This is a genomic window from Gilliamella apis (genome assembly GCF_030758615.1).
Taxonomy (GTDB): domain Bacteria; phylum Pseudomonadota; class Gammaproteobacteria; order Enterobacterales; family Orbaceae; genus Gilliamella; species Gilliamella apis_A.
Genome location: NZ_CP132381.1, coordinates 1,226,094 through 1,242,954, shown reverse-complemented (window position 1 = coordinate 1,242,954; position 16,861 = coordinate 1,226,094). Strand labels below are relative to the sequence as shown.

Genomic DNA, 16,861 nt, shown 5'->3' with positions numbered 1-16,861 from the left:
TGTCTAGCCATAGTAATGTACTACTCTATCCGAATAATATTTGGTGATTAGTTTAATACGACGTTGATTAAATATAATTTTATAAAGTAGTGTGGTCCCATTAATTAATGCTACTGCTGCCATAATAATGAACATAATAATATCAATAATAACTGGCGACGTTAATGAAAATAGTTTTTCTGAATCAACCTTATAATAATCTTTAACATTAAGCTTAAGTTGTGAAATGCTACCATCTTCGCGATAGCTAATATCGCCTACTAGTCCAATCAAATTAATTGCATCATTTGCATTAGCTTCATTAGTTAAAATTTTATAGTAATAATCTAATGATAATTTCAAATCTTCCTTAGAAGATGCATTTTCAATACTATCTGATTGAGCTATTTGAATATAACTATTTTCTATTAATACAATTTCAACTCCTAAGCCATTAAATTGATAATTATAAACAACATTTTTCAATTCATATAAAATATCTTTTTTAATCTTATCAATATAAGGGATAAATTCTTTAATTTTTGATATTTCTATTGATTTTGAAAAATTTGGATCAAGTTCAGCTTCAGTAACTAATTTAGTCCATTCTGTTTCATCATAATTTCCTTTATTAGTATATAATTGAATTAATTTATATTTAACCGATTCACATTCAATTTCAAGGATGTTACAAATTTTATCAATATCAATAACCATCTGTCCCATATTTTTCAAACTTAAATAAGATTCACCTTTATAAACTAGCATTCGGAGCGTATTTGGATTTATCACTGCATCAATGAATTTTTCATCAAATACTTTGTTTATAGTATTAAACAAAAGCATAAATTGATTATCCTCATTTCCCAGTGGCTTATCCTTGATAGCCAAGTGATGACATTTAGTGTCAATATTTTTATTTCTCTCTTTAATATCACATGAAGTACCGTTGATAGAGATGTTAATAAGATCCCCTCGCTTAATATCACTATTATTTAAGCTGGTTAAATCATTGATTTGCCAATTTTGTAATTGATGGCTGTAATATCGATAAGCTAAAAAACTATTGTTAATTGGATTAGAAAAAATATAGAAGACGATTGCCAATATTAACCCTAGAAAAAATAAAGCGTTATTGCGAAAAACAAATTTTGGTGGTCCGAATTGTTGTACTTCCCGATGAATTGATAAAATATTCCCACAACGCAGTAATGTATTAATATTACCTCTGATGTCCATTTCGGTGGTTGTTTTTGATACTTCAGGTAGAAAACGTGACCAATACTTTGGATAACCTATATTCGTTTTATGATCGACAATTAAGGTGTGAGATTTAGAATTTTTATTGAAAGTATTAACCTTAATGGTTTTCACTTGTTGTGGTTTTGATTTTAGCTTAGATTTATGCAAAGCAAAAAATACAGCTACAACAAAACATATTATAATTTTGATCAGAGTAGATAATATTTGATCATTTTCAGCTAACCATTCACGAATAAAAAGAATAGTTGCAAATAATAAACAAAATGAAGTTAATATGCCATAGTTGCTTAGATTGCGAGATTTTAATTCCAATGGTGTTTCTTCACGTGTAGACAAAGTTTTATAATCAACTTTTACGTCATTATTTACTAAAGCGAAATCAGCATTCTTAGGAGCTGTCTCTGATTTTGGAACATTAGTCGTTTTTATTCTATTAGGATCATAATTGTCAAAAGCAAACTGAATACCACAATTGTTGACATTAACTACATATGCATATGTGTTCGTAAAAACAACTTCAACAACATTATATTTTGAAAGATACATATCTAAATCATACGGAAAGAAAAGATTGATATTATTAATTTCATAGTAATAACGATTTTTGTTGTCTTCGGTGATTACCATATTACGAATACAAGCACCTTTTATTATCGATACTTTGCAATCAATTAACGGTTGGAGTTTATAAGGTCGAACAGATATTTTATGGCTTGTAAAAGGTTCTAATAGTTTTAATTCTTCATTAGTTAAATCTCTATATGACTCACGTTTTGCAATAAAATCTTTTATTTTTTTCTTATTTTTTTTAAGATTTTTGCGATCACGTCTTACAGCAAAGTAACCAAAAATGAAAATGAGTATAAATGCAAACACAATTACACCGGAGAAGATATTAAATATCATCACGATCCAAAATAATGCATCCAACATTCTTTATTTCCCTATAATATCGCGAATGTTAAAAAATCGACAACTATATCATTTGTTTGATATTTATCCAATATTTTTTCAAAATTGATTTAATATTATTATATATTTAAAAAAAAGACGCTTAATGCGCCTTTTATTTTATTTAGAAGATCATTTATTTAACCGTTTTTTCGCTGCGAGATAAACCGATGATCCCAGAACGAACAATTTCAACTATATTGCAGGTTTCACGAATTGAAGCTAAGAATGACTCTAATTTTTCACTAGTACCTGATAATTGGACAATATAATGAGTTGCTGTCACATCAACAATCGAACCTCTAAAGATATCAGCACAACGTTTAACTTCATCACGTGCATCAGAACTTTTAGCTACAACTTTAACTAACATGATTTCACGTTCAACGTGTGGACCTTCAGTGAGGTCATTAACGCGATAAACATTGACTAATTTATGTAGTTGCTTTTGGATCTGTTCGAGCACATGTTCATCACCAGATGTTTGAATTGTCATTCGACTCATTGTTGGATCTTCAGTTTGTGCTGTAGTAATGGATTCAATATTAAACCCACGCTGTGAAAATAAACCAATAATTCGTGACAATGCACCTGGTTCGTTTTCAGTTAAAATTGATAATATATAACGCATTAGGTTCTCTCCGTTTTACTAAGCCACATCTCATTCATTGCACCACCGCGAATTTGCATTGGATAAACATGTTCTGTCGCATCAGTCATGACATCAATAAAAACTAAACGATCTTTTATCGAAAGCGCTTTTTTCAGTTTAGGTTCCAGATCTTCTCGTTTATTAATCACCATACCAACATGACCATAAGCTTCGGCAATTTTGGCAAAATCAGGTAATGATTCCATATAAGATGATGAATGACGGCCAGCATATATCATATCTTGCCATTGTTTGACCATGCCTAAAAAACGGTTGTTAAGATTTAAAACGATAACAGGTAAACCATATTGCAAAGCAGTTGAAAGCTCTTGAATATTCATCTGAATACTACCATCACCGGTTACGCAAACTACATGTTTTTTAGGAAATGCTAATTTAACTCCCAATGCAGCAGGTAAACCAAAGCCCATAGTGCCAAGACCGCCAGAAGTAATAAAGTGACGAGGTTTATCAAATGGGTAGTAAAGTGCAGTAAACATTTGATGTTGTCCGACATCGGTTGCAATATAAGCATCACCTTTAGTTAATTTATATAAAACCTCAATGGCTTCTTGTGGCTTAATACTTTCACCTTCATGACTATAAGCAAGGCATTTACGAGCTCGCCAATGTTCAATCTGTTTCCACCAATCAACTAATGCATCTAGATCACGTTGAACACTAAGATCTTTAAGTTGTGTTAACATTGTTTCAATAACTTGTTTTGCATCACCAACCACTGGAATAGTTGCCGATACGGTTTTCGATATAGACGTTGGATCAATATCAATATGAATAATTTTGGCTTTTGGACAATATTTTTCAATATTGTTGGTCGTTCTATCGTCAAAACGAGCACCAATAGCAAAAATAACATCAGCATTATGCATTGCCATATTGGCTTCATAGACACCATGCATACCAATCATGCCTAAATATTTTTTATCGGTTCCGGGAAAAGCACTAATGCCCATTAATGTTGAAGTCACCGGTAGATTGAGTTTATCAGCTAGTGATTTAACCACATTACTAGCGTCAGCACTAATTACCCCACCACCAATATATAACACAGGTTTTTTAGCTGCTAATAAAGTAGTTAAGGCTTTTTTAATTTGCCCTTTATGCCCTTGTGTCGTTGGATTATAAGATCGCATTGTCACTGATTTTGGATAATTATAATTATATTTGTTAGCTGGATTAACAATATCCTTCGGCAAATCAATAACAACTGGTCCAGGGCGCCCAGTAGAGGCAATATAAAACGCTTTTTTGATTGTTTCTGGAATATCTTTACTATCTTTAATTAAAAAACTATGTTTGACAATTGGGCGCGAAATTCCAACCATATCACACTCTTGGAAGGCATCATTACCAATTAAATTACTCGCTACTTGGCCAGATAAAATTACCATTGGCACGGAATCCATATAGGCCGTTGCGATACCTGTAATAGTATTAGTTGCCCCTGGACCTGAAGTAACAAGTACCACACCAACATCACCAGTTGCTCTGGCATAACCATCAGCCATATGTACTGCAGCTTGCTCGTGACGAACTAAAATATGTTCAATACCACCTAAGGTATGAATTGCATCATAGATATCCAAAACACTACCACCTGGATAACCAAATATCTGCTTAACTCCCTGATCAATCAGTGACTGAATGACCATTTCTGCGCCTGACAGTTTTGCCATGGTTGTTGCCTCCATTTATAACTAATTTGTCATTTTTAATTTATTTTGCATGAACTAATACAGAAAATCAATAAAGTCAATAATATGTGCGGTATACTTATTATTTTTGGATACTAGGCCTCATTTTTGAAAGAAATAACTTGTAAATATTCTATTAATCGATTTTAATTGGATTAATGTCAATTTTTAATTGATGATAAATGATATCCTTATGATTATTAAGAGTTATTTATTATTATTTTTTGTTTGTTTTTTTATGCATGACTTATGCTAGTCATTTTGTACTAGAGTCCTTTATATTAAAAAGGTGTTTTTAATGAACAATTCTTATAGTAAACCAACTTCCCTATCTGATTGGCAATTAGTCAAAGTATCAGGTACTGACAATCGTACATTTTTACAAGGACAAGTGACTGCTGATATTAATCATCTTAATGAACATACAGCATTATTTGCAGCACATTGTGATGCAAAAGGACGGATGTGGAGTAATTTAATATTATTTCAACGAGGAGCAGATATTTTTTATATTGTGCGTAAAACGGTTGCTGAAAAACAAATTGCTGCTCTAAAAAAATATGCCGTTTTTTCAAAAGTGACAATTGAACCCGTTGTAGATCTTAATCTAATTGGCTTAGAAAATAATGCCATTGAACAATCAATTATTGCGGAGCTTGGTGACAATAGTTGCATTACCAAAGATGATATAACTTATATCAAAATCCCATTACCTGAAATGCGGCTGATAAAAGTCTCGAATGAACCATTACCAACCGACTCACAAACTGCAGATCATTGGTTAAAGCTTGATTTAGAAGCTGGTTATGCGATTATTGATGAACCAAATATTGAAAGTCTTTTACCACAAGCTTGTAACTTACAGCATTATAATGCTATCAGTTTTGATAAAGGCTGTTATTGTGGACAAGAGATGGTAGCTAGAGCACAATTTCGAGGCGCAAATAATCGTGGACTTTATCTGTTAGTTGGAAAAAGCAAGGCTTTGCCAATAATTGGTGACAAACTTGAATATGAACTTGACGGTAATTGGCGAGAAGGAGGTCAAGTATTAGCTGCATTAAAACTTGACGAAGATGATGAAATCTATGTACAAGTAGTGTTAGCCAATGGCATTGATATTGAAACAAACTTCCGTGTTAAGGGCCAATCAGATAGTCTGTTAAATTTCTAATGGTTCTAAACCAATAATATTAATTAAGCTGGAATAAATCTATTCCAGCTGATTGAAATTCACTGTCCTAATTCTTGCTGAACAATTTCGATAAAATAGTGCGCACCGGTTGTTAGAATTTCATCATTAAAATTATATGAAGGATTATGAACATTTGTGCCTTCACCTGCACCAATTTTAATATAAGATCCAGGTATTTTTTGCAACATGAAGGCAAAATCTTCTGATCCCATTGTTGGCGGTGAATCCACAATAATCTTATCATCACCGACAATTTTTTGTGCAGCTTTAATGGCAATATCAGCTTGTTTAGCATGATTAATGGTTGCTGGATAACGTCGCTGATAATCAATCTCCGCTTTGGTATTGAAGGTTAAAGCAATACCTGTCGAAATATGTTTAATTCGCTCTTCTGCTAAATCTTGATCTGCAGCACTTAATGCTCTAACTGTACCACGAATTACTGCGTGTTGTGGCAGTACATTCCAAGTATCGCCGCTGTGAATCTGTGTCACACTGATAACCAATGAATCAATCGGATTGAGATTACGACTAACAATCGTCTGTAAACTATTCACAATTGTGGTGGCAGTTAAAATCGTTTCTTTGCCTAAATGTGGTGCGGCAGCATGAGCACCCACCCCTGTTATTTTGATTTCAAAAACATCATAAGATGCCATCACAGCACCATGATTAATTAAAAAATGGTTTAATGCTAGATTAGGTTGATTATGCATACCATAAACAGCTTCAATAGGAAATTTATTAAATAAACCATTTTCAACCATAACTCTGCCACCACCTTCGTTTTCTTCAGCCGGTTGGAAAATAACCACAACTGTACCAGAAAAATCTCGATGGATGCTTAAGTATTTTGCTACACCTAATAAAGTTGCCGTATGGCCATCATGACCGCAGGCATGCATTTTGCCTGGAATAGTTGAACAGTAATCAATATCATTTTCTTCAATAATATCTAATGCATCTATATCGGCACGTAATGCAATAGTTCGACCTTCATTTTTACCATGAATAATGCCTACTACTCCTGTTGGCGCAAAATCTGTATATAGTTCAGTAATACCAAATGATTTTAATTTTTCGATAATAAACTCGGTAGTTTGTTTTTCTTCAAAAGCAGTTTCTGGATGAGCATGAATATAATGACGCCATTCAGTCATTTCATCTTTTAATGCGTTAATTCTATTAGCAATAATATTCGTCATTGATCATTCCTTAATTAATCACTTAACTACAAATCTGAAAGAGTTAATTGCACTATAACGTTTATTGAAAGTGAATATAAATAACCATTTTTACTAACCTTATCGTTTTTAGTTATAAGTAAAGTTTGACAACAAAATCACAAACCAATAAGAAAATAACTATTTAAAATCATTTAAGATAGAAACAAAAAAATTGTTCAATTTAAGTAGAGAATAAAATACCCTGAGATTAATAAAAAGGGACCAAAAGCGATTAATTCATCACTTTTTTTAAATAGATATTTTGAGAAAGCGTAATAGATGATAGCCAGCGTCGATGCGATGATTAACATTAATGGCAATAACTGATAAGGCAACCACGCACCTAAAGCAGCAATTAACTTTATATCACCACCACCTAATCCTTGTTTACTTGTAATACAAAAAAAGATGATTGCCGGTAATTTAAGCATTAAATAACCAAACAAAATACCTACTAGAGCATCGTTGATATTAAGTGAAGATAGATTAAAGTAAGCTATTATCAATCCACTCCACATTAATGGTTGAGTTAAAAAATCTGGCAATAATAAGTAGTTAATATCAATTAGTGCTAACAACAAAAAAATAACGACAAGTAACATAAGTAAAGCACATCTAAAATTTAGCCCCTTATCCAAATAAATCAGCAAAAATAATATTGCTATAGTTAGCTCAAAAATAACATAACTATTGGCTATTTTATGGTAACAATAATAACAACGTCTTTTTAACATCAACCATGACAATACAGGAATTAGCTGCCAAGCACTAAGTTTGTGATGACAATTCGGGCATGAGGAGCGAGGAATAGTAATAGCGAACAGATATTCATATACAGACTGCATAGGTGAATAACGATAATAAGCAACTCGCAAAAAACTACCAATAGCAAGTCCGACGAAAAAAAAGAGTATAGCCATTAACTGATCACGTCCGCCATTTGGAATATCGGCAAATATATCGCAATAATCAAACTGCCGATTATTGTAGCTAAAATTAGCATTAATGAAGGTTCAAATGCTTTGACTAGATTGTCAGTTAAGGTTTGGTTTTGTTGTTGATAGTAAAGAGTAATATTATCCAACATAATATCTAATGAACCAGACTCTTCACCGGCATGAACTAGTTGCACACAAAGCTTCGGTAAAGCGGGATAGCTAGCTAACATTTGACTAAAGCTATTCCCCTGTTCAATCCCCGTCATAATTTGGTTGATGATATTACGGTAATAAAAATTACTTATAGTTTTAGACGAGGCGGTTAATCCTGTCAAAAGTGGGATACCTGCTTGTTGAGTTATTGCTAATGTATTAAAAATTTGCATTAGACATTGAGATTGGATTATTTGACCTATTAAAGGAAGCTGTAATTTATACTTATCCATAATAAGCTGATAACGTACTTTAACAACATAATGAAAAAACAAATAACTTAACGTAATAGCTAATAATATAAATAATCCCTCTTGTTTAATATTATTAGCTACATCAATCACTAGTTGTGTAAAATAAGGTAACTCGGCATCAAAACTTTGATAAATATCGGCAAATTTTGGTAGTACAATAAATATCATAACCATAATCACTAGTACCGATACAAATAATAAAAACAATGGATAACGCAGCGCTTTCTTAATCTGATCTTGTATTGATAATGATCTTTCAAGATGACAGGTTAATTGTTCAAAACTCTGTTCTAATCTTCCCGTCAATTCACCAATGGCAATAATTTCACAATAAAGTTCCGAAAATACTGAATGGTGCTGTTTTAAAGCAATCGATAGTGATTCACCTTTGGTTATTTGTTGAGTAATATCAGTTAACAGATATTGCCATTGTACTTTAGGTTGCTCATCAATCAGTAATCGTAAGCTCTCAACAATTGATAATCCTGCTTTTAACATTGTGGCTAACTGTTTAGTTATAATGAGCAGTTCGCTAAGTTTAAAACTTTTTGAGGTAATTAAGTTACCGGAACCAATTTTAATCGCAAGTTGGCCTTGTAATAACAATTTTCTTCGCACATCTTGCTTAGATATGGCAATAATCTTATTTTGATGAAAGTTAATATCATACCAATAATAGAGTCGCTTCATGCATTATCTCCAAACTATCACTCAATTATTACCTAAAACACGATTTAATTCCGCCAGTGTAGTAATGCCTTGTCGAACAAGCTTATTACCTACTTGCCTAAGTGTTACCATATTTTTTGAAACAATCGGTTGGTTTGCTAAAATCTGCTGTTGTACTTGTGGTGTGATAATTAACAGTTCATATAAGCCTATCCGCCCTAAATAACCACCCACACATTTTTCACAGCCCATGGCGATAAAATGTGGTGAAGGTTCATTATTTATCAATGTAAGCTCACTAGCTACCACTTTACAATATTGGCACAATTTACGAACTAATCGTTGAGCAATGACTAGTTTTAAACTGGATGATAACAGGTAATTTTTAATACCCATTTGATTTAAACGGATGATAGCCTCAATACTAGAATTAGTGTGTAGGGTTGATAACACTAAATGCCCAGTTTGCGCTGCTTGAATTGCAATCTCAGCTGTTTCAGGATCACGAATTTCACCAATCATCATCACATCAGGATCTTGACGCAAAAAGGCTCGTAATATCACAGAAAAACTTAAACCAGCCTTAAGATTAACTGCAGTTTGATTAATACCATCTAATGGAATTTCGATCGGATCTTCAACACTACAAATATTACATTTAGGTTTATTTAACCGTTTTAAAGCACTATATAACGTCATAGTTTTGCCACTGCCTGTCGGCCCTGTTACCAAAATCAAGCCTTGCGGATAATCCAATATTTGCTTGAAGGTTAATAGATCTTCCCCTGTTAATCCTAAATCATCGATACTCAGTTCGGAGTCATGATTATCCATAACTCGTAATACAATCTTTTCACCATTGAGGACAGGCAAAGTAGCTATACGCATTGCATAATTATTGATCACCAGTTGACCATCTTGCGGAAGCCGTTGTTGAGCAATATTTAAATTGGCCATAATCTTTAGTCTAGCTGCAATCTGTTTAGCTAACATTAACGACGGTGTTAGCATATTTTGCAAAACGCCATCAATTCTCATGCGAATTCGATAATAATGTTGATAAGGCTCAAAATGAATATCAGATGCCCGCTTATCCAATGCTGAAAGCAATAATTTGTCGAGGCTTTCGACGATATTCTCTTCTTGCATAGCGGTTATCCTATTAGCAATATTAATCACAATTAAAATTTAAAAATATCTTCACAAGCTGTAGTTAAAGTTGGATCTGGTGGATTGGTTTGACATGTTCTTGACCAATCTAAATTACCTAATTTAGGATTTAAAATAGGTGTTAAAGTTACTGTTAAACTTGATAAAGCGCTTTTACCGACTAAAGTTATCACCCCATTAGAGACATTAATTGACGTCACATAATTGGTCGTTCTCGTCGTTGGTACACCGTTATTACCACTGCTACATTTGCTTAAAGTGCCTTGCTCTATAGTGCAAATTTCAATTGCTGTTTTATATGCAGTCATTGATTGCAGCATATCGGTTAAGGCTGCTTTTTTTATATAACCTTGATAAGCAGGTAAACCGATAGCAGTTAAAATTGCTATCACGACAATAGCGATCATTAATTCAAATAGAGTAAATCCAGATTGGCATTGCATAATAGCCTCACAAATCAAATAATTGTTTGATAGTGTGACTTTATAGCTAATTCAAAAAATGAAATAATATACAGAGAGAATTTTAGAACTTGAAATACAAAATGATCACCACAATCATCATGGTGGTAATCAAAATTGTGAAACAGATCGAAATATAGAGCAAATCTAAATGTATCGGAGCTATTATGCCTTTAAAAATAGTTGATGGTTGGATTAAAAATATTAAGCAAATAAAATCGCCTTATTATAATGACCGTCCAGAAGATCAACCCATCTCATTACTGGTTATTCATAATATTAGCCTACCACCTAAGCAATATGGCGGTCCTTATGTTGAACAACTCTTTACAGGTAAACTAGACCCAAACGCGCACCCCTATTTTGCTGAAATTTATCAATTACAGGTATCAAGCCATTTGTTTATAAGACGTGATGGTGAAATTATTCAATTTGTCCCTTTTGATAAACGGGCGTGGCATGCAGGCAAATCTATTTTTGCAGGCAAGGAAAATTGTAATGATTTCTCTATTGGTATTGAAATCGAAGGTTGCGATACTGAAAACTTTACCGAAATACAATATCAACAACTAGCCATAGTAACCAAATTACTACAACAAACCTATCTAATTAAACATATTACTGGCCATAGTGATATTGCCCCAACAAGGAAAACAGATCCAGGACCTTATTTTGATTGGCAGTATTATCGATCACTAATTAATCATCATAAACAAATAGATTTAATGACTACTCAATTAAGATTGATTAGAGATGAATTACAAAGATTGACACTTTGGCAACCTTCGCCACCAGTAGCAGAGGCGTTCTTGAGTGAACAACCATTTGCGCTTGATACCATGCAACCTTATGAATGGTTACAGTGGATATTTATCCCTCGAATGCAAGCGTTGATTGATGCTAATGCTGAATTACCAAAATTTGCCCTTCATCCTTATTTTGAAGAAGCATTTAAACAGCAAGAAATAGATGTTAATGACTTATTAGCATTGATAAAACAACTTGATGAATTATCAACTAACCAAAGAGTGAGTGATTGAGGGTATTTTATCAAAAAAACAGCCACAAAAATGTGGCTGTAGTATAAAATAAATTAATTATTATTCATAAGTCGGCGATATTCATTCACCGCTTGCTGATGGTTGCTATAAGTACTACTGAACGTATGCCCACCGGTTCCATTAGCAACAAAAAACAGATATTTGGTTTTTGCCGGATGAGCTGCCGCTTCAAGCGATGCCAAACTAGGCATAGCAATCGGTGTCGGTGGCAAGCCTTCAATTACATAGGTATTATAAGGATTATTAGTATCAGTCAAATCAATACGCCTAATCGTTCCTGTATAATTCTCACCCAAACCGTAAATAATGGTTGGATCCGTTTGTAACTTCATATTAGCTTTTAAGCGGTTAACAAAAACAGAGGCAACGTTTGCTCGTTCTGAACTGATTCCAGTCTCTTTTTCAATAATTGAAGCAATAATCAACAATTCATAAGGGGATTTATAAGGTAGATCACTATCACGATTGTCCCATACTTTTTGTAGATTCGTCTTCATAGTTAAATATGCACGTTTCAAAATATTGATATCAAGACTATCAGCTGTATATTGATAAGTATCAGGTGATAACCAACCTTCTAATGGGCCATCAATGCCTAACAACTTGGCAATTTCATCATGAGACTTACCCGTTAATGTTTGCTGAATATAAGGCGTGTTACTAAGCACATTTAACCAATCTTTTGCTCGCTTTCCTTCAACAAATTGCACATAAAAACTACTTTCTTTACCAGAGACAAGTAATTTTAAAAACTCTTCAACTGTCATATGAGGATGCAATTGATAAGTACCAGCTTTAATAGAGCTTAATGAAGGATCGAGTTTATATAAATACGGAAGCAAGTAAGCTTGTTGCATCAAATTACTATTCTTTACTTGCTCAACTAATTGATGTAATGAGGTTCCTTTTTTTAATACAAACATTTGATTATCCGTAGTGATATTCATATGTTGTTGAGAAAACTGCTGTAAAAAATAGTAACCAATACCTAGTGAACCACCACCAATTAAAACTAACGCCAGAAATGTGTATATAAATAATTTTTTAATCATAACTTAATCTTTATAACGAATTTTTGCGCGTGCAGTTAAGCGCGTTAATAACTCATAAGCACTAATTCCTGTGTGCTTGGCAATTTGTTCAATAGGTAACTCTTTGCCCCAAAAAATAACTTCATCACCTGGTTTGTCTTGGCTATTTTGACCTAAATCTACCACAATCATATCCATTGAGACACGACCAACAATAGGTACAATTCGCCCGTTAACACTTACCGGTGTATTTGCTGGAACACCTCGAGGATACCCATCACCATATCCCATTGCCACAACCCCTAAAATGGTATCACTTTTACTAGTCCAAGTTTGTCCATAACCAACTGATTGCCCTTTCAGGTGTTTACGAACCGTGATTAATTCCGATTTAAGTGTCATAGCGGGTTCAAGATCTATCACTTGCTCAGTAAAAGGTGAAACTCCATATAAAGCAATACCAAGTCGAATCATATTACGATGAGAATTAGGCCAAGCGAGTATACCACCTGATGCTGCTATTGATTGCTGTCTACCCACTAAATTCGCATCAAGAGAATGAATAAACTCATCAAACAAAGCCATTTGTTTACTGGTTTGTGTTGAACTTAATTCATCAGCACTACTAAAATGGCTAATAATATTGATTGGTTGACGAATAATATTACAGTTGGCTAATCGATTAAATTCTGTTACAGCCTCATCAAGATGAAAGCCTAAGCGATGCATACCTGTATCAATTTTGAACCAAGCTGTGATTTCATTTGCAAACGGAATGGTATTTAATGCATCAATTTGCCAACTAGAATGAATGACTGGTTGTAGATTGAAATCCAGTAAATCATTAATATCATCGTGAGGAAAAAAGCCTTCTAAAAGTACAATGGAACTACGAATACCAGATTGGCGTAACGCTATCGCTTCAGAAATACGTGCAACGCCAAAACAGTCAACCCTATCCTCAACTAACTTAGCTACACCTTCCATACCGTGACCATAAGCATTTGCTTTAACCACAGCCATTAATGTGCTATCAGGAGATTTTTCCCTAAAAAATTCAATATTATGTAGAATCGATTTACAATTCACTTCTACAACAGCAATAGACATTTTATAAAACCTAACATATAAATGAAGCTTCTATTGTAAAATTTGTTACCAATAATCACAATTAAAAAATCGGTAATTTACAAGATTTTGTTTGAATAAATTGAATGATAATAAAAAATTGATTTCGTGATAATAATAAGTAATATATTGTTAAATATCGATAATTTTCAGCCTAAAATCTTTATTCCACAAAGTTTTGGTAAAAGTTATAAACTAATTTTTTTGTAATTGCTGTTTGATACTTTCTATAAAATTTTCCATGATAATTGGCAAACAATTTCCTCTTTGCCATTTGTGTAAAAATTTCAATTGTTGTTGGGTTAGTTGAATATTATAAAATATAGGGCTTGCCAAACTAGCATTCATCGCGCTAGTTAACTGTCGCTGTAATATTTTTTCTTGTTTTTTTAGAGAATTTCCATCGTGATTAATATTTTTCTTGTTAATATTTTTTATATATTTTGAATCTGAATCTAAACTTAATATCTGCTCAAACCAATCTTGATAATTAGATAATTCAAAATTTCCCTTTAATTCATAACCCCATTCTGTTTTAACTGCACGCGGTAATCGTTGCTTTATTTGCATTTTAGGAAACGCACAAAAAACTATCAGTTGATTATTAAGCTTTTTAACCATATTGCTCATAACTTTTAATTCTTGATGATAATATTGACTTAAAATATACGCTGATTGATTATAAGCTCTAAAAAAAATACCTTCTTCAATTAAACTTAAATAATTATGTCGTTGGGATATACTTAATTTTTCTTCTATAAACATGTCTGTTTTTTACTCAAATTTTTCGGCGGTGTATCGCTATGCGCTACTTCGCCGGTACTAAAAATTACTGTTCGCGGGCGCTTTGCGCTTGCGAACAGAATTCATAAAACATTTTATTTTTAATAAATAAATTTATTTTATATGTTTATTAATGGTTAATATTTCAAACATAACATTTTTCAATTTATATTTTTATTACCAATATTTATCACCATACTTTGATGCTTCAAATAAAAAACTATTTAACACAACCTATCATATTAGAACTTTTACCAATTACTTAAATCATAATTCCATTCATATTCTTGTATTATCTCAATATCCAATTTCATCAAATTAATAAACTCTAAGATCTTTCAGCAAATCAACCTTTACAAATAACATAATGTGCATTTGTATCAACTCCAACTCCTACGTCGCCAAGATATAAACCTATCCTAAAATGAGCTGAGTTATCTCCAGAAAGAGCCCCCCAATATTCTGAAGTCCAATATAATTGATCTGCCCAATTTGATTGAGGATAATTTTTTGGGCTTATTGGTCCCCATTCACCTAATATTGTACCATCAATGGCTCGAGTAAATGCATTATATTCGTATAACCAATTTTGTGGAGCTTGATTTCTAGGAGAATTGGTAAATTCTTTTCGAGTTAGTAATCTACAATAGTTAGACGCATTGGTCCAATTATATGACCAATTATAAGGTATAACCCAATTACTTCTTGGATCAAAACTATAGTCAAGTTTAATTGAAGTGTTTCTCTTATATGTTGCTCTAACCGTAACTTTTCCCAATGGTTTATCTTTTAATGTAATAAAACCCATTGCATCAATTGAAACATTATTTCCAGGATTAGCCACTATACTATAACTATAATCACGCTGCGCTCCGCTCATAAGTAACTGAAATTTTGCACCGGGAAATCCACTAGTTGGAAATAATTTTCCAGTTAAAGTGTTAGTGACCTTATATCCATAATCAGGTACATAATCACTAGTATATCCTCCACCATTTCTTACATGAGGTTTAGAATCTTTTTTTATATTCCACCAATTCTTATTGCTATCAAAACTAAAATCATTATCTTGGTTATTGGTTAACCATTGCATTTCTGGTGATATAATAGTTGAGTTAGGTTTGGCATAACAAATTTGCGGTTTTGCAGCAATTTGGTATACTTTCTTTATTGTCACGAAATCACTTTCTCGTGGTATTCCATATTGTGAAATGGCTTGTGCTTGATTGCTTATCTCTAATCTTAACGGCATTGGATAACCACTTCCACAACCAATTATCTTATTTTTATCTTTATCGGGTATTTTAACCCCATTCGCATCAAACCATTGCCAATAAGTTGTTGTCATCAAAAACGGTTGAATAGGATCGATATTATCTCCATCTATATCTTGATAATTCTTTTGATTGTCTAATGATTGATAACTAAATAGCTTTACAACAAAATGATTAAACGTTAAATTGCCATCAAACTCTTTTATTTCGCCTTCTCTTATATTGCCTGTTGATTCACTATAAAATACACCATTTACTGTAAAACCATGTTTATCTGCAGCTATTTTAGCATTAACCAATTCGGGAGCATTACCTCGGATAATATTAGTTGTATGTGCCGACAAAGCATATGCTTGACTAAGGGGTAGTGAGATAAAATACATTGAAAAAATAAGCAAACACCTAGCGATTTGCGATTGTAAACTGATTAAATTTGAAGAAAAATAATTAGTTAAATTTAGAAATAGTCGAGGATAGATAAGACTTAATAAGTGTAATTTTTCTACTAAGCTAAGTAGAAAATTATGGCTGGCTGGCTGGCCTCTAAACAACTGTATTTTAACATATTTTCAATCCTTTGTAATATATCTTTTTGTTTTATTTAAAAAACAAAATAATAACTCTAAAATTATAAAGAAGTTCCCTTAATTTGGCAAACACTGTCTAAGTACATTTTGTTAAGATATGTAAGTTGAAAATGGCAATACTACATCTAGTCGATTAAAGAAAAAGCTTTAAATTAAATGAAAACATCTTCAAAAAGATAGAAAATTGGCAATTATTCGTCCATAAAAACCCCTTTCCTCAACTTTTTTGATTAAAAAGTTAACCGTTTTTAAATTAAACTCTCGCGTCTCTTGTTTGCTGTCTTTTGTGATTAACTGTTATAATCGATTTT

The 16,861-nt window shown here is 32.6% G+C and carries 14 protein-coding genes and 1 pseudogene; 3 read left to right on the top strand and 12 right to left on the bottom strand.

Annotation, left to right across the window (positions count from 1 at the left end):
• Positions 1-3 precede the first annotated feature (3 nt).
• From RAM17_RS05695 to ilvI, 3 genes are all read right to left on the bottom strand, one after another.
• On the bottom strand, positions 4-2,175 hold the full coding sequence (locus RAM17_RS05695; protein WP_306240927.1) for an IgaA/UmoB family intracellular growth attenuator: 2,172 nt from the start codon (positions 2,173-2,175) through the stop codon (positions 4-6).
• Positions 2,176-2,329: 154 nt separating this feature from the next.
• Positions 2,330-2,824 carry an acetolactate synthase small subunit gene (ilvN, locus tag RAM17_RS05690; protein WP_110448155.1) on the bottom strand — a complete coding sequence of 165 codons (495 nt, stop codon included), beginning with the start codon at positions 2,822-2,824 and terminating at the stop codon, positions 2,330-2,332.
• Positions 2,824-4,542: an acetolactate synthase 3 large subunit gene (gene ilvI / locus RAM17_RS05685; protein WP_110448156.1), complete on the bottom strand. Its 1,719-nt coding sequence runs from the start codon at positions 4,540-4,542 to the stop codon at positions 2,824-2,826. The genes ilvN and ilvI overlap by 1 nt, the downstream gene beginning before the upstream one ends.
• Positions 4,543-4,858: 316 nt before the next feature.
• On the opposite strand from ilvI, the gene ygfZ reads away from it, so the two are divergent.
• Entirely contained in the window at positions 4,859-5,734 is an 876-nt protein-coding gene (gene ygfZ, locus RAM17_RS05680) for a tRNA-modifying protein YgfZ (RefSeq protein ID WP_110448157.1), read from the top strand.
• A gap of 59 nt (positions 5,735-5,793) precedes the next feature.
• On the opposite strand, the gene RAM17_RS05675 is transcribed toward ygfZ, so the two are convergent.
• The 5 genes from RAM17_RS05675 to ppdD form a co-directional block, all read right to left on the bottom strand.
• Positions 5,794-6,960 (bottom strand): M20 aminoacylase family protein, encoded by a 1,167-nt coding sequence (locus tag RAM17_RS05675; protein WP_110448158.1) that lies wholly within the window; start codon positions 6,958-6,960, stop codon positions 5,794-5,796.
• A gap of 197 nt (positions 6,961-7,157) precedes the next feature.
• A complete protein-coding gene (locus tag RAM17_RS05670) occupies positions 7,158-7,901 on the bottom strand; it encodes a prepilin peptidase (RefSeq protein ID WP_110448159.1) in 744 nt (247 codons plus the stop codon).
• Positions 7,901-9,076: a type II secretion system F family protein gene (locus RAM17_RS05665; protein ID WP_110448160.1), complete on the bottom strand. Its 1,176-nt coding sequence runs from the start codon at positions 9,074-9,076 to the stop codon at positions 7,901-7,903. Before RAM17_RS05665 ends, RAM17_RS05670 begins: the two co-directional genes overlap by 1 nt.
• A 21-nt stretch (positions 9,077-9,097) precedes the next feature.
• Positions 9,098-10,204 (bottom strand): ATPase, T2SS/T4P/T4SS family, encoded by a 1,107-nt coding sequence (locus RAM17_RS05660; RefSeq protein WP_110448161.1) that lies wholly within the window; start codon positions 10,202-10,204, stop codon positions 9,098-9,100.
• Positions 10,205-10,236: 32 nt separating this feature from the next.
• The gene (ppdD, locus tag RAM17_RS05655) at positions 10,237-10,668 is read right to left on the bottom strand and encodes a prepilin peptidase-dependent pilin (RefSeq protein WP_110448162.1); all 432 of its coding nucleotides are present in this window, start codon (positions 10,666-10,668) and stop codon (positions 10,237-10,239) included.
• 185 nt (positions 10,669-10,853) lie between these two features.
• On the opposite strand from ppdD, the pseudogene ampD reads away from it, so the two are divergent.
• Positions 10,854-11,387: pseudogene (gene ampD, locus RAM17_RS12525) on the top strand (1,6-anhydro-N-acetylmuramyl-L-alanine amidase AmpD); the annotation flags it as partial.
• Positions 11,388-11,411: 24 nt separating this feature from the next.
• Positions 11,412-11,726, top strand: coding sequence for a YqcC family protein (locus tag RAM17_RS12520; RefSeq protein ID WP_367275201.1), 315 nt, complete (start codon positions 11,412-11,414; stop codon positions 11,724-11,726).
• 53 nt (positions 11,727-11,779) lie between these two features.
• On the opposite strand, the gene mltG is transcribed toward RAM17_RS12520, so the two are convergent.
• From mltG to RAM17_RS05630, 4 genes are all read right to left on the bottom strand, one after another.
• A complete protein-coding gene (gene mltG, locus RAM17_RS05645; RefSeq protein WP_110448164.1) occupies positions 11,780-12,799 on the bottom strand; it encodes an endolytic transglycosylase MltG in 1,020 nt (339 codons plus the stop codon).
• A gap of 3 nt (positions 12,800-12,802) precedes the next feature.
• Positions 12,803-13,888 carry an alanine racemase gene (gene alr, locus RAM17_RS05640; RefSeq protein ID WP_110448165.1) on the bottom strand — a complete coding sequence of 362 codons (1,086 nt, stop codon included), beginning with the start codon at positions 13,886-13,888 and terminating at the stop codon, positions 12,803-12,805.
• A 213-nt stretch (positions 13,889-14,101) separates the two neighbouring features.
• Complete coding sequence (locus RAM17_RS05635) at positions 14,102-14,671, bottom strand: hypothetical protein (RefSeq protein ID WP_110448166.1); 570 nt, start codon at positions 14,669-14,671, stop codon at positions 14,102-14,104.
• A 364-nt stretch (positions 14,672-15,035) separates the two neighbouring features.
• Positions 15,036-16,307, bottom strand: coding sequence for a hypothetical protein (locus RAM17_RS05630; protein WP_146208336.1), 1,272 nt, complete (start codon positions 16,305-16,307; stop codon positions 15,036-15,038).
• Positions 16,308-16,861: the final 554 nt, after the last annotated feature.

Excerpts from the sequence above, each read along its gene's own strand:
- RAM17_RS05695 (WP_306240927.1), bottom strand. The coding sequence starts at position 2,175 with ATGTTGGATGCATTATTTTGGATCGTGATGATATTTAATATCTTCTCC.
- ilvN (WP_110448155.1), bottom strand. The coding sequence starts at position 2,824 with ATGCGTTATATATTATCAATTTTAACTGAAAACGAACCAGGTGCATTG.
- ilvI (WP_110448156.1), bottom strand. The coding sequence starts at position 4,542 with ATGGCAAAACTGTCAGGCGCAGAAATGGTCATTCAGTCACTGATTGAT.
- ygfZ (WP_110448157.1), top strand. The coding sequence starts at position 4,859 with ATGAACAATTCTTATAGTAAACCAACTTCCCTATCTGATTGGCAATTA.
- RAM17_RS05675 (WP_110448158.1), bottom strand. The coding sequence starts at position 6,960 with ATGACGAATATTATTGCTAATAGAATTAACGCATTAAAAGATGAAATG.
- RAM17_RS05670 (WP_110448159.1), bottom strand. The coding sequence starts at position 7,901 with ATGGCTATACTCTTTTTTTTCGTCGGACTTGCTATTGGTAGTTTTTTG.
- RAM17_RS05665 (WP_110448160.1), bottom strand. The coding sequence starts at position 9,076 with ATGAAGCGACTCTATTATTGGTATGATATTAACTTTCATCAAAATAAG.
- RAM17_RS05660 (WP_110448161.1), bottom strand. The coding sequence starts at position 10,204 with ATGCAAGAAGAGAATATCGTCGAAAGCCTCGACAAATTATTGCTTTCA.
- ppdD (WP_110448162.1), bottom strand. The coding sequence starts at position 10,668 with ATGCAATGCCAATCTGGATTTACTCTATTTGAATTAATGATCGCTATT.
- RAM17_RS12520 (WP_367275201.1), top strand. The coding sequence starts at position 11,412 with ATGACTACTCAATTAAGATTGATTAGAGATGAATTACAAAGATTGACA.
- mltG (WP_110448164.1), bottom strand. The coding sequence starts at position 12,799 with ATGATTAAAAAATTATTTATATACACATTTCTGGCGTTAGTTTTAATT.
- alr (WP_110448165.1), bottom strand. The coding sequence starts at position 13,888 with ATGTCTATTGCTGTTGTAGAAGTGAATTGTAAATCGATTCTACATAAT.
- RAM17_RS05635 (WP_110448166.1), bottom strand. The coding sequence starts at position 14,671 with ATGTTTATAGAAGAAAAATTAAGTATATCCCAACGACATAATTATTTA.